Raw genomic sequence first — 13,496 nt, forward strand, 5'->3', positions numbered from 1 at the left:
GCAGGCAGCCTGGTGCCAGTAACAAACTGGCCCAACCTTCCGCAATCTTCCCAACCACATCGCAAAGGACAATTGCCATGACCAATAATGACAGCAACGCCATTGCCGAACTGCACCGGATATTCGACGCCCAGCGCGCCGCCTACTTCAACCAGCCTGAGCCAACGCTGGCCGAGCGCATCGACAGGCTGCAACGGGTGCCGGCCATGCTGGCCAGCCGCCACGACCGCGTGGTGGAGGCCATGCACGCCGACTACGGCAACCACCCGGCCCTTACCACTACCCTGTTTGACTATCTTGCGGTGTTCGAGCGCGCCCAGCAGGCACTGGAGAATGTGGAACAGTGGATGCAGCCCGACCCGCGTCCGCTGCCCGATGCGCTGTATGGCAGCTCCAAGGCCTATATCCGCCACCAGCCCAAGGGCGTGATCGGCAATCTCTCGGCCTGGAACTTCCCCTTTGATATCTCCTTCGGGCCGATGATCGACATGCTGGCGGCCGGCAACCGGGTGATTATCAAACCCTCGGAGCAGGTACCCGCCTGTGGCGAGGCAATGCGCGAGATGATCACCGACGCCTTCGCGGAGGACGAGGTGGCAGTGGTCACCGGCGGGCTGGAACTGGCTCGCCACTTCAGCACCCTGCGCTGGGATCACCTGGTGTATACCGGCAACACCCGCATTGGCCGCGAGGTGGCTCTGAAGGCGGCCGAGAACCTGGTGCCGGTCACCCTGGAGTTGGGCGGCAAGAACCCGGTGATCTTTACCGAAAACGCGGTCACCGCGGACAACGTGCGCAAAGTCCTGGCCGTCAAGATCACCAAAAACGGCCAGATCTGTATCAACGCCGATCATGTGTACGTGCCCTTCGAGCAGCGCGAGCGCTTTGTGGAACTGGTGCGCCAGCAGATTGCCGACTGGTTCGAGGATTTCACCCTCAGCGACGATGTGTGCAACATTCTTAACCGCCGCCAGTGGTCGCGCCTACAGGGTCTGGTGGACGAGGCCCGGGACCACAACCCGGCCAGCGTTATTGAACTCGGCACCCCCGCCAACACCGATAATGGCTGCCGCATGCCCTTCACCCTGGTTTGCGACCCGGCGCCCGAGTTGGGCGTATCCACAACGGAGATTTTTGGGCCGATACTGCCCGTATACAGCTACGTGTCGCTGGACGACGTCATCGGCCGCATCCAGGCCGGCGAGCGCCCCCTGGGCATTTACATGTTCTCCGACGAACCCGAGAAGATAGAGCGCGTACGCAGCCGCACTTCATCCGGCGGTTTTACCGTGAACTGTGTGGCGCTGCACGGTGCCCAGTCCAACCTGGGCTTTGGTGGCGTGGGCCACAGCGGCACCGGGCGCCACCACGGCATTGAAGGCTTCCGCGAATTCTCCAACCCGCGCGCTTACCTGGAACTGGCGGACGACGCCCGGGTGGAGCCCCTGCTGGGGCCGCACCGGGAACAGACCGCCGAGTTTATCCAGCAGTTGATGGGGGCCTGACCGCGGCGGGCCCGGCAATGTCCATGGCCTTGCGGTAAGCCGGACGCGCGGTCACCCGCTCCACATAGGCTTTGGTGGCCGGCAGGCTGTCGTCGATGGCCCGCGCGCCCAGCATGCCGAGGGAGGTCAGGTTGAATATCGACATAATGTCGGCACAGCTGAAGTCGGGCCCGCCCAGGTAATCCGATACCGCCAGCCGCGCTTCCAGGGCGCGGTACAGGCCGTCCTCGCGCCGCCGTGCGGTGGTGACTATCTGGCTGTCGGGGTCCGCATTGGGGCCCGCCGCCAGCTTCACAAACAGGGCGCTCTGGAGGTTGTTGTTGAACTGCATCCAGAACAGGTAGTGGGGGTAGTCGGGGCTGCCTGGGTCCACCGACAGGCGGCCGCCGCCGTGGCGCCGGGCGATGTACTCTACAATGGCCGTGGACTCGGCCAGCACCAGGTCGCCATCGGTGATGATGGGCGCGGTGCCCGCCGGGTGCAGGGCGCGGTACTCGGGCGGGGCGAGAAAGTCCTCGCCGCGGTCGTACCACTTGAGTTCATAGGGCAGGCCGAGTTCTTCCATCAGCCACACAATCCGGTCGGACTGCGATACACCGAGATGGTGAATGGTAATCATCAAAACCTCCTGGTCAGTGGGCGCCGGGAACGAGGCCCTTGGCCACCTTACCGCCCTTCATCACAAAGTTCACCGACTCCAGCACCGTGACATCCGCCAGGGGGTCGCCATCCACCGCGATGATGTCCGCCAGGTAACCGGCCTTGATGGCCCCCAGATCATCCCGCTTCATCAGCGCCGCCGCATTCACGGTGGCGGCCTGCAGGGCCTGCGCGTTGCTCATGCCGTATTCCACCATGCGCGCAAACTGGCGGGCATTGTCGCCGTGGGGGTAGATGGCGGCGTCGGAACCAAACACCATGTTCACACCGGCCTCCACCGCCGCGCGAAAGCTGTCGCGCTGCACCTGGGCGATGGCGGCATCTTTTTTCAGGTTTTCCTCGGGCACGCCATTAGCGCGGCCCTGGCTCTGGGTGTAGTCGGTGTTGTAGATATCCATGGACAAATAGGTGCCGCGCCGCTTCGCCAACTTGATGGCCTCGTCATCAAGAATGCTGGCGTGCTCCACACTGTCCACACCGGCCTCGATGGCGGCCTTGATGCCCTCGGTGCCGTGGGCGTGGGCGGCCACGATTTGCGCCCGGTGATGGCCCTCTTCAACAATGGCTTTCATTTCTTCAGGCGTGTACTGGATGGCGCCGACCTGGGTGCCACGGGAGAACACCCCGCCGGTGGCGCAGAACTTCACCGTGTCGGCCCCGTACTTGATGTTCTTGCGCAGGGCCTCGCGCACGGCCCAAGGGCCGTTGGCAACGCCTTCGGACTGGTAGTTCATTTCCGGCGGGTAGAAGTTGTTGTCGCAGTGGCCACCGGTAATGCTGAGGGGGTGCCCGGCACTCCAGATGCGCGGCCCCTCGATATCGCCGGCGTTGATGGCATCGCGCACGGCCACCACCGCGTAGCCGTCGTCACCCAGGTCGCGCACCGCGGTAAAGCCGGCCATCAGGGTGGCGCGAGCGTTGCGCACGGCATTGATGGTCTGGCGCGGGGTGGACTGCAGCATCTCCTCCAGAAAGGGCACGCCTTCGGCCGCGGAGGACAGGTGCACGTGCATGTCCATCAACCCGGGCACCAGGGTCTTGTCACCGAGGTCCAGGTGCTTGGCGCCGGCAGGGGCCTGCAACTGCCCCTGTCGCCCCACCGCCGTGATGCGCTCGCCAGACACCACAATGGCCGGCGCGTCAATGCGCTTGCCGCGCTCGGTATCGATCATGGCGGCGGCGGTGATGTAATAGTCCTCGGCCGCGGCGGCCAGTGGCAGCACAATCAGAGTGAGCAGTGCGCCAAGGCGTGACAGTCTGGCCATCAGAAACTCTCCATTTATAAATTCCATACGGACTATTTGCGCCGCACCAGCTTGGCGGTGGATGAAGAACGGGCAGATACTTCGCCCGCGCCGTTGACAAGGGTGCCTTCAAGGAAGGCGGTGCTGCCGCCCAACTTCACCACTTTGCCAAAGGCTTTCACCGGCCCCGCCAGCGTGGGCGCCAGGAAGCTGACCTTGATTTCCAGCGAGGGCAGCGCCACCACATCGTCTGCCATCATGAAGGCGGCATTGGCCATGGCCGCATCCAGCATGACGGTGACATTGCCGCCCTGCACCACATTCACTGAATGGCAGAACTGCTCGGACACTTCAAAGTGCATCTCGCACTCACCCGCTTCGGGGTCGATATCGGCCACCTGCCCATGGAGCACCTGGATACAGGGGGGAAGCTGTTCGTTGATGTACGCGATGCGCGCTGCCTTGTCCATCGGGGTTCCTTGTTGCGAATGAAAGCCGGTGATCATAGCACCGCTGGGAAAATCAGCTCCAGCGCAGCGGCGTTGTGGTATCGGCAGCGACGTCCCGCCCTCGCTTGTGCTTTCGCCGGGCCTGTGATCAGCTTGGCGCACCTTACACAGGACGCGCGAGGCCGGCATGTTGCACTTTCTGAAAATCAGCGCCTTGACGCTGCTGGCAGCACTGGTGCTGCTGATCATCGGCCTGAACCTCTGGGGCGCGGCCACCCTTGGCAGCCACTCACCCCAGGCCAGCGCCAAGCGCGACGGGCAGGCCAACCGGGTGGTCATGGTGTTCGGCGCCACCGGCTCGGTGGGAGATGGCCTGCTAAAGGCGGCGCTGCAGGACCCGGAGGTGACAACCGTTTACGCCGTAACCCGCCGCCTGTCGCCCCGGCTGCAGGCCGCCCAGGCGGCGGGACAAGTGCAGGTGATACTGCATGAAGACTTCACCGACTACCGGGGCATGGAGGACGTGCTGGCCACGGTGAATACCGTGCTGTGGGGGCTGGGCACCACGTCCATCGGCATGGACCCAGAGACCTACCGGCACATTCACGAGGACTTCCCCACCGCCTTTGTGGCTGCCTGGCTTGCGGCGCGCAAGGCCGGCCCGATGGCCTTTCACTACGTGACCGGCATGGGTACGGGGGAAGCAGAAAGCGCCCAGTGGGCACAGGCCAAGGGGCGCGCGGAACGGCGGGTGGCGGAGATGGCCGAGGGCACGGGCCTCCGCACCTTTGGCCACCGCTCAGTCTGGATACGCCCCACCGATGAAAACGCCCACCTTGGCACGCGGCTGCTGGAGCCGCTGCTGCAGCCGGGGCATCTGGTGATTCGCGCGGTTGACCTGGGCCGTGCGATGCTGGAAATCAGCGCCCGCACGGCCGAGCTGCCAAACGGCACCCTGATCGACAATCGCGATGCGCTGGAATACGCCCGGGTCTATCGGCAACACACGGGGCTGGGCGAGGCGGGCTGACCCTTCACCTTGCGCCCATGCCCGCGCCCTTGCACACGCCCGGGCCTATCAGGCCGCCGCCAGGCGGCGCAGCACGTAGTGCAGAATGCCGCCGTTTTCGTAGTAGGCGTATTCGTTGGGGGTATCGATGCGCACCCGGGCGGTAAATTCCAGTGTCTCGCCGTTGCCACGGGTAACGCTGACGGTGACCTCTTCCTGCCCTTTGGCAACGGCGGGAATGGCAAAGGTTTCACTGCCATCCAGGCCCAGGCTGTCGGCGCTGTCATCCCCCTGGTATTGCAGCGGCAGAATGCCCATGCCCACCAGGTTGGAGCGGTGAATGCGCTCGTAGCTGCGGGCAATCACCGCGCGTATGCCCAGCAGCGACGGCCCCTTGGCTGCCCAGTCGCGGGATGAGCCGGTGCCATACTCGGCGCCGGCCAGCACCACCAGCGGTATGCCCTGCTGCTGGTAGGCCATGGAGGCATCGAAGATGGATTCCTGCTCGCCGTTCAGGAAGTTGGTGGTCCAGCTGCCCTCGGTGCCCGGCGCCAGCTGGTTCTTCAGCCGCACGTTGGCAAAGGTACCGCGCATCATGACCTCGTGATTGCCCCGGCGCGAGCCGTAGGAGTTGAAGTCCTTCACATCCACCCCCTGGGCCTGCAGGTACTGGCCGGCCGGGCTGTCTGGCGCGATGGCCCCGGCGGGGGAGATATGGTCGGTGGTCACGCTGTCGCCCACCTTCACCAGGCAGCGGGCGCCCTCGATGGCGGCCACCCCCGGCTCGGTGCTGGCAATGCCCGCGAAGAAGGTCGGCTTGCGCACATAGGTGGATTCCGGCCAGGGGTAGCGCTCACTGCCATCCACCGGCAGGGCATTCCAGTCCTCGTTGCCGGTGTACACATCGGCGTACTTGTCGCGGAACATGGCGGTATCCAGCGCGCCGGACAGAATACCGTTGATCTCCTCGCTGCTCGGCCAGATGTCCGCCAAAAAAACCGGCTTGCCGTCGGGCCCCTGCCCCAGCGGCTCCTTGAACAGGTCGATATCCATGCGCCCGGCAATGGCGTAGGCCACTACCAGCGGCGGTGACGCCAGGTAGTTGGCGCGCACGTCCTGGTGGATGCGCCCCTCAAAGTTGCGATTGCCCGACAGCACCGAGGTCACCAGCAGGTTGCCGGCGCGAATGGCGTCGGTGATGTCGTCCGGCAGCGGGCCGGAGTTGCCAATGCAGGTGGTGCAGCCATAGCCCACCAGGTAAAAGCCCAGGGCTTCCAGATCGTCCATCAGCCCGGTTTTTTCCAGGTAGCCGGTAACCACCTTGGAGCCGGGGGCCAGGCTGGTTTTTACCCAGGGCTTGGCCTGCAGACCCAAGGCCTGGGCCTTACGCGCCACCAGCCCGGCAGCCACCAGCACGGCGGGGTTGGAGGTATTGGTGCAGCTGGTGATGGCGGCGATAACCACCGCGCCATGGCGCAGTTCAAAGCTGCCCTCGCCGCGCTCCACATGAATGCCCTTGAGGGCCTCTTTGTGCTCGTCGAGCTGGCCGCCCTCGTCTTCCCAGCCCTCTTCCGGCGCCGGCACCAGGGCCAGTTCATCAAACTCCCGCAGCACGCTTTCAAAACTGGGCTTGCTCTCGGTCAGGGGAATGCGGTCCTGGGGGCGCTTGGGCCCGGCCAGGGAGGGCACCACATCGCCAAGGTCCAGCTCCAGGGTGGCGCTGTAGCGGGCCACCGGGGTGCTGTCGTCGTGCCACAGGCCCACGGCTTTCATGTAGTCCTCCACCAGGGCGCGCTGCCGCTCGTCGCGACCGGTGAGGGCCAGATAATCGATGGTGCGCTGATCCACCGGGAAGATGCCACACGTAGCACCGTACTCCGGCGCCATGTTGGCTATGGTGGCGCGATCCGCCAGGGTCAGGTGCTTGAGGCCGGGGCCAAAAAACTCCACGAACTTGCCCACCACGCCGTGCTGGCGCAGCATCTGGGTCACGGTCAGCACCAGGTCGGTGGCGGTGGCGCCCTCGGCCATTTTGCCATCCAGGCGGAATCCCACCACCTGGGGAATCAGCATGGTCACCGGCTGCCCCAGCATGGCGGCTTCCGCCTCGATGCCGCCCACACCCCAGCCCAGTACCCCCAGGCCGTTGATCATGGTGGTGTGGGAATCGGTTCCCACCAGGGTATCGGGGTAGGCCACCGCCTCGCCGCCCTGTTCGGCGTGGAACACACCGCGGGCCAGATACTCCAGATTCACCTGGTGCACAATGCCGGTGCCCGGCGGCACCACGCGGAAGTTGCTGAAGGCCTCCTGCCCCCAGCGCAGAAAGCGGTAGCGCTCCAGGTTGCGCTGCAGCTCGATGTCGGTGTTCTTGCTCAGGGACTGCTCGCTGCCGTAGTAGTCCACCATCACCGAGTGGTCGATCACCAGTTCCACCGGCGACAGGGGATTGATCTGCCCGGCCTCGCCGCCCAGCTCCACCATGGCGTCGCGCATGACTGCCAGATCGACAATGGCCGGCACGCCGGTAAAGTCCTGCAGCAGCACCCGCGCCGGCACAAAGGCAATCTCCTGGCTGGGCTCGGCGCCGGGGTCCCAGTTCACCAGCGCTTCCACGTCGTCGTCGGTGACATAGTCCTCGGCGCCGTGACGCAGCAGGTTTTCCAGCAGTATCTTCAGCGAAAAAGGCAGGCTGGCCACATCGCCCAGCGACGCGAGGTGATCCATCGGGTAGATGCGAAATTCACGGCCGGCGCTGGTCAGGTTGGCGGTTTTGCTGTGGCGGGTACTCATGGCAGTCTCCGTAGCGGCAGGTTGAACGCCGGGCGTCTTGGCGCCCGGATCCAATTCACTATAGCAGTTGGCGGGCCGATGTGCGTGCCGGCACAGGCTGCGGCCAGCGCCCGTCAGTAGCGCCAGAAAACCGGGAAAAACAGCGCCAGCACTGTGAAATATTCCAGCCGGCCGATAATCATGGCCGCCGACAGCAGCCAGATGCCGGTATCGCTCACCACCTGGAAGTTGCTGCCCACTTGCCCAAGCCCGGGGCCCAGCACGTTGAGGCAGGCGGCCACGGCGGAAAAGGCCGACAGCAGGTCAAGGCCGGTGGCCATCAGGGCCAGTGTGAACAGCAAGCTGCTGGCGGCCACAAAGGAGAAAAAGGCCATCACGGCGTGGCGCACATCCGGCGCCACAATCTGGCGCTGGAAGCGGATTTCCTTCACCGCCGACGGGTGCAGCAGGCGCTGGGCGTCGCTGCGCACGGTTTTGAAGGCGATGATGTTGCGGATGAATTTGCTGCCCCCGGCGGTGGAACCGGCGCAGCCCCCCAGGTAACCCGCCAGTATCAGGGCCACCGGCGCCGCCACCGGCCAGGTGGTCAGGTCCTGGTCGCCAAAGCCGGTGCTGGTGATAAAGGACACCAGGTGGAAGGTGGCAAAGCTCAGGGCCTCCCAGAAGCTGTGGTAACGCTGGTGCCACAACAGGTACAGAGCCAGTAGCAGGGAGATGGCCGCCACGCTCAGCAGGAACACGCGGGTTTCTTCGTCGCGCCAGTAGCGGCTCACTTCGCGGGTGAGCAGGATGCGGTAGTGCAGCCCGAAGCTGATGGCCCCCAGCAGCATAAAGAGGTTGGCGATATTCAGGATCAGGTGGCTGTCGAAGTGGCCGAGGCTGGCATCATGGGTGGAAAACCCGCCGGTGGAGACGGTGCTGAAACTGTGGGCAATGGCGTCGAACACGCTCATGCCACCGAGAAAAAACGCCACCGCGCAGCCCAGGGTAATCAGGATGTAAACCAGCCACAGGCTGTGGGCGGCGTGGGTCACCCGCGGTGACAGCTTGTCGTCCTTTATCGGCCCGGAGGTTTCCGCCTTCAGCAGCCGCATGCCGCCCACGTTCAGCATCGGCAGCACCGCCACCACAAAAATCACCACCCCCAGCCCGCCCATCCACTGCAAAAACTGGCGGTACATGAGGAAGGTGGACGGCATGTCGTCCAGGCCATTGAGCACGGTGGCACCGGTGGTGGTGAGGGCGCTGATGGACTCGAACACCGCGTCGGTAAAGCTGACCCCGGTTACCGCCCGGATGGGCAGCGCGCCCAGCACGCCGGTGAGCACCCAGGTGAGGGTGGCAAACACGAGGGCATCGCGGTAGGAAATCTGGTGGATGCGGGTACGCAGCACCAGGTGCACAGTGCCGGCAAGCAGCACGGTTACCGCACCGGGTATTAGGAAGGATTCGGCAATGCTGTCGTCGTGCAGCACCAGGGCCACCGCGCCAAACAGAAACTGCACAGCCCCCATCCACAGGGCGGGCATGGCAAGCAGCCTGAGCGTGTTGGGGGTGTTCACCATCCCGTTGCGGGTATCCGGTCAATCCGGCCGCCAGGCGCGCCGGGTGAAAGATCAGGGGGCAGTATACTTGCTTGCGTACTGTGCCAGAATAGGCGCCATTGAAAAGCCACGCGGAATGGAGAGCGCCAATGAACCCGCTGCAGCAGTTTACCCTGGGTTTTGTTGAAGTCCTTGCGGTGGTCACCGCCCTGGCCATCACCATCGGCCTGCTGGTGCTGCTGTGGATGTACGTGGTGGATGTCACCCAGACCCGCCACGCCATTCGCCGCAACTACCCCATCATCGGCCGCTTTCGCTACTTCTTTGAGCACCTCGGGGAGTTCTTCCGCCAGTACTTCTTCGCCCTCGACCGGGAGGAGCTGCCCTTCAACCGCGCCCAGCGCAGCTGGGTGTACCGCGCGGCCAAGAATATCGACTCCACCGTGGCCTTTGGCTCCACCCTGCCGCTGAACCAGCCGGGCGACATTCTGTTTCTCAACAGCCTGATCCCACCGCTGGAGGAAGACATCAAGCCCCGCAGCCACCTGAGTTTTGGCGAGGGCTATGCCCGCACGCCCTACACCACCGATGCCTTTTTCAATATTTCCGCCATGAGCTTTGGCGCCCTGTCCGAGCCCGCGGTGCGGGCCCTGTCCCGGGGCGCCGCCAAGGCGGGCATCTGGCTCAACACCGGCGAGGGCGGGCTGGCGCCCTACCACCTGGAGGGCCATTGCGATGTGGTGTTCCAGATCGGCACCGCCAAGTACGGGGTGCGCGATGACCAGGGCCGCCTCAGCGACGAGCGCCTGCGCCACATTGCCGGGCATGAGCAGGTGCGCATGTTCGAGATCAAGCTGTCCCAGGGGGCCAAGCCCGGCAAGGGCGGCATTCTGCCGGGCGTCAAGGTGACCGAAGTGATCGCCTCCACCCGCGGCATTCCGGTGGGGCAGGATTCCATCAGCCCCAACCGGCACCGGGAAATTCACGGCATTGACGACTTGCTGCACCTGATACACCACGTGCGCGATGTATCCGGCAAGCCAGTGGGCATCAAGGCCGCCATCGGCCAGACCGCCTGGCTGGATGAGTTCTGCCAGCGCATTCACGAGCTGGGGCTGGATTACGCACCGGACTTTTTCACCGTGGACAGCGCCGACGGCGGCACCGGCGCCGCGCCCCAGAGCCTGATGGATTTAATGGGGCTGCCAGTGCGGCGCAGCCTGCCGATTGTGGTCAACAAGCTGGTGGAGTACGGCCTGCGCCAGCGCATCCGGGTGATCGCCTCGGGCAAGATGATCAACCCGGCCGGGGTCGCGGCGGCCCTGTGCCTGGGGGCCGACTGCGTGAACTCGGCCCGGGGTTTTATGTTTGCCCTGGGCTGCATCCAGGCCCTGCAGTGCAACCGCAACACCTGTCCCACCGGCGTGACCACCCACAACCCGGACCTGCAAAAAGGGCTGGACCCGACCGACAAGGCCGAACGGGTGGCCCACTATGCGCGCAACCTGATGCACGAGGTGGAGATCATCTCCCACTCCTGCGGCGCCACCGAGCCCCGCCTGCTGAACCGCAGCCACGCCCAGATCATCAGCGACCGGGGCCTGCCGGAACCACTGATGGATTACTACCCCCTGCCGGAGACGCGGGCCGAGTACCAGGCCGGCGCGCGCAGCCACCCGGGCTAATGCGCTGCCACCCCGGCTAGTGCGCTGACAGCAGTTCCTCGCCCAAGGCTTCGCAGGCCGCCAGTAGCGCCTGCAAATCGCGCCAGCGCGTGCGGTGGTTGGTAATCGCCACGCGAATGGCCACCGCGCCATGCAGCACAGTAAAAGAAGGGGCGGCAATGCCCCGGCACTGCAGCTCCACCACAATGCGCCGGTTCAGCTGATCCAGCACCGGCGCGGTAAGGCCCCCCTTGCGATAACGAAAACACACGATATTCAGCGACACCGGCGCCAGCAGTTCCAGCTGCGCGCTGGCCACCACCGCCTCGCCCAGCGCCGTTGCCTGCAGGCAGTTGCGGTGGATGGCCCGCCCCAGCCGGCGGGTGCCCATCTCGCGCAGCTGGAACCACACCCCCAGGGCGGCAAAGCCCCGGGACAGTTCCAGCCCGAAATCGTTGGGCCAGGGCGAACCGCCGGCAATGCCCTGGCGCTCGCCCTGCAGGTAGGCATGGGAGGTCTGGAAGGTCTGGCGGTGCAGTTCGCCATCGGCCACCAGCAGGCAGCCGGCGGAATAGCCCACGTGCATCCATTTGTGGAAATCAAAGGCGATGGAATCGGCCGCCTCGATGCCGGCCAGGCGCGGCTTGAGTGCGTCGGACAACATGCACAGGGCGCCGAAGGCGCCGTCCACGTGGTGCCACAGGCCGTGGGCTGCACACAGGGTGTTAATGGCCGCAAGGTCGTCGATGGCGCCGGTGTTCACGCTGCCCACCGATGACACCACGGCAAAGGGGCGCAGGCCGGCGGCGATATCGGCTTGTACACAGCGCGCCAGGGCGGCAACGTCCATGCTGAAATCCGCCGCCACCGGCACGCTGCACAGGGCCTGGCTGCCAAGGCCCATCATCTCCAGCGCCTTGTCTACCGACACGTGGGCCTGGGCGCTGGCGTAAACCCGCAGGCCCGGCAGCACCGCATTGCCGCCGCTGCGCACCGCGCCGCCGGTGGCCCGCTGGCGGGCAATGGCCAGCCCCAGCAGGGTGGCGGTGGAGGTGCCGCTGCAGATCATGCCGCTGGCACCGGCGGGCAGGCCGAACAGGGTGTACAGCCAGTTGAGCACCTGGCGCTCCAGGTAGATGGGCGCATGGTCGCGTCCGCCCATGTTGGCGTTGATGGCGCCGGTCAGCATTTGCGCCACAATGCCGCTGGCGGTGCCGGTGCCGTTCACCCAACCCCAGAAGCGCGGGTGAATGTTGCCCAGGGTATAGGGCAGCACCCGCGCCTGCAGCTCTGCCACCAGCTCCGGCAGCGGCGCGCCCTGCTCTGGCAATGGTGCGTCGGTGCGCCGGGCGGCGGCGGGCAATTCCTGCCAAACCCCTTGGGCCTGGCGCTGGCGCACGTGGCCCAGCGCCACATCCAGGGCGGCGTGGGCCTGCTCGCAAAAGCCGGTCCAGTCGGCTGGGTCCAGCAGGGAGGGGGCATCGATATCGGGAAGGTCGGGGCTGCTCATCAGGTCACTTTTGCCCGTTTTGTCGGCCCGCTATTGTCGGCCCGGCGCTGGCGAGCGGGCACGCACGGTGGGCGGCGGGGCAGGCCCGGGGGGCCTGCGTGCTGACAGGGGCTTACTGCGATTGCTGTTGTTGCTGAACTTCTTCGCGCTTGGCGTCCTGGATGTTCTTCAGGTTCTGGCGATAGGCCTCGACCACCTTGTCGATGCCGGTGGCGTTCAGGCCGCCGCTGTTGCCGGCGAAGGCGTAGGTGGTGTACACGCCGGAGGCGGTCATCAGGGCGGCGGAGATCAGGCGGGTCTGCACGCCTTCGTTTTTCATGGTGTTGGCGAGGTCAATGAATCGCTGCATGCATTTCTGGTGCTGTTCGGCTTCTTCCGGGGTTGCCATGGCTCGGCCCTCTTTATCTGGAGTAAACGGCCGCCAATTCTAGCACTCACCGCCCCCCGCTGTGGAAGCGGCTTGTACCAGGGCGCGAAACAGGTTGAGGTGGGCGGCTCGCGTGGGCAGGTATTCCGGGTGCCACTGCACCCCCTTCAGGAAGCGTTTGCCGGGGGATTCCACCGCTTGCACAAAGCCGTCCAGGTCGCGCCCGCTGACCACCAGCCCTTCTCCCAGGCGGTCGATGGCCTGGTGGTGCAGACTGTTGATGCGCAGGCGCCGGCCGCCGAGTATGGCCTCCAGGGCGGTATCCGGCTCCACCAGCAGGGTTTTGCGCGCCAGCGGCGTGCGCCGGTTGGAAGTGCGCCGGCGCAGGGGGCGTAAGTCCGGCAGCAGGCTGCCCCCCAGCACCACGTTCAGCAACTGGGCGCCGCGGCAGATGCCCAGCACCGGCAGGTTGGCCGGCAGCGCGGTTTCCAGCACGGCAATCTCGAAGCGGTCGCGCTCGGGGTTCATGGGCGCCCGCTCCGGGTCGTGGGGCAGGTACAGGCCGGGGTCGATATCATCACCGCCACTGATAATCACACCGTCGAGCACGGCCGTTGCATCGCGCCGTGGCGTCATGCGCACCGCTTTCGCGCCGCAGCGCCACAGGGCCCAGCGAATAAACCACCAGGCCACCGGCAGGTGGCCGTCGGCCCCGGTCACCCCGATCACCGGCCGCTTCATTGGCGGCCTG

11 protein-coding genes are annotated in these 13,496 nt (G+C 65.5%); 3 read left to right on the top strand and 8 right to left on the bottom strand.

The genetic code is table 11. The features are described from left to right. Positions 1-77 precede the first annotated feature (77 nt). Positions 78-1,505 (top strand): aldehyde dehydrogenase family protein, encoded by a 1,428-nt coding sequence (locus tag DDZ17_RS08460; RefSeq protein WP_116365749.1) that lies wholly within the window; start codon positions 78-80, stop codon positions 1,503-1,505. Here the strand turns inward: DDZ17_RS08460 and DDZ17_RS08465 are convergent. The 3 genes from DDZ17_RS08465 to DDZ17_RS22375 are packed head-to-tail and all read right to left on the bottom strand — an operon-like array spanning position 1,480 to position 3,879. Beyond that, positions 1,480-2,124 (bottom strand): glutathione S-transferase family protein, encoded by a 645-nt coding sequence (locus DDZ17_RS08465; protein WP_116365751.1) that lies wholly within the window; start codon positions 2,122-2,124, stop codon positions 1,480-1,482. The genes DDZ17_RS08460 and DDZ17_RS08465 overlap by 26 nt on opposite strands. Positions 2,125-2,137: 13 nt before the next feature. Then, complete coding sequence (locus DDZ17_RS08470) at positions 2,138-3,430, bottom strand: Xaa-Pro dipeptidase (RefSeq protein WP_116365753.1); 1,293 nt, start codon at positions 3,428-3,430, stop codon at positions 2,138-2,140. Between the two features lie 32 nt (positions 3,431-3,462). Continuing rightward, the gene (locus tag DDZ17_RS22375) at positions 3,463-3,879 is read right to left on the bottom strand and encodes a PaaI family thioesterase (protein ID WP_157976543.1); all 417 of its coding nucleotides are present in this window, start codon (positions 3,877-3,879) and stop codon (positions 3,463-3,465) included. A 166-nt stretch (positions 3,880-4,045) separates the two neighbouring features. Here DDZ17_RS22375 and DDZ17_RS08480 point away from each other — a divergent pair, with 166 nt between their 5' ends. Further along, complete coding sequence (locus DDZ17_RS08480) at positions 4,046-4,888, top strand: NAD(P)H-binding protein (protein ID WP_116365755.1); 843 nt, start codon at positions 4,046-4,048, stop codon at positions 4,886-4,888. 48 nt (positions 4,889-4,936) lie between these two features. On the opposite strand, the gene acnA is transcribed toward DDZ17_RS08480, so the two are convergent. Both acnA and DDZ17_RS08490 read right to left on the bottom strand, forming a co-directional pair. Beyond that, positions 4,937-7,660: an aconitate hydratase AcnA gene (gene acnA, locus DDZ17_RS08485; RefSeq protein WP_116365757.1), complete on the bottom strand. Its 2,724-nt coding sequence runs from the start codon at positions 7,658-7,660 to the stop codon at positions 4,937-4,939. Positions 7,661-7,773: 113 nt separating this feature from the next. Then, positions 7,774-9,225: a TrkH family potassium uptake protein gene (locus DDZ17_RS08490; RefSeq protein WP_116365759.1), complete on the bottom strand. Its 1,452-nt coding sequence runs from the start codon at positions 9,223-9,225 to the stop codon at positions 7,774-7,776. A gap of 128 nt (positions 9,226-9,353) precedes the next feature. Between DDZ17_RS08490 and DDZ17_RS08495 the strand changes: the two genes are divergently transcribed. Next, positions 9,354-10,889 (top strand): FMN-binding glutamate synthase family protein, encoded by a 1,536-nt coding sequence (locus DDZ17_RS08495; protein WP_116365761.1) that lies wholly within the window; start codon positions 9,354-9,356, stop codon positions 10,887-10,889. Between the two features lie 16 nt (positions 10,890-10,905). Here the strand turns inward: DDZ17_RS08495 and DDZ17_RS08500 are convergent, their stop codons facing one another. From DDZ17_RS08500 to DDZ17_RS08510, 3 genes are all read right to left on the bottom strand, one after another. Next, positions 10,906-12,378, bottom strand: coding sequence for a pyridoxal phosphate-dependent decarboxylase family protein (locus tag DDZ17_RS08500; protein WP_116365763.1), 1,473 nt, complete (start codon positions 12,376-12,378; stop codon positions 10,906-10,908). Between the two features lie 112 nt (positions 12,379-12,490). Further along, positions 12,491-12,766, bottom strand: a complete 276-nt coding sequence (locus DDZ17_RS08505) for a DUF3144 domain-containing protein (protein WP_241505829.1) — start codon at positions 12,764-12,766, stop codon at positions 12,491-12,493. A 39-nt stretch (positions 12,767-12,805) separates the two neighbouring features. Next, entirely contained in the window at positions 12,806-13,486 is a 681-nt protein-coding gene (locus tag DDZ17_RS08510) for a gamma-glutamyl-gamma-aminobutyrate hydrolase family protein (RefSeq protein ID WP_116365765.1), read from the bottom strand. Positions 13,487-13,496 lie beyond the last annotated feature (10 nt).

The organism is Parahaliea mediterranea (genome assembly GCF_003402235.1).
In the GTDB taxonomy this organism is placed as follows: Bacteria; Pseudomonadota; Gammaproteobacteria; order Pseudomonadales; family Halieaceae; genus Parahaliea; species Parahaliea mediterranea.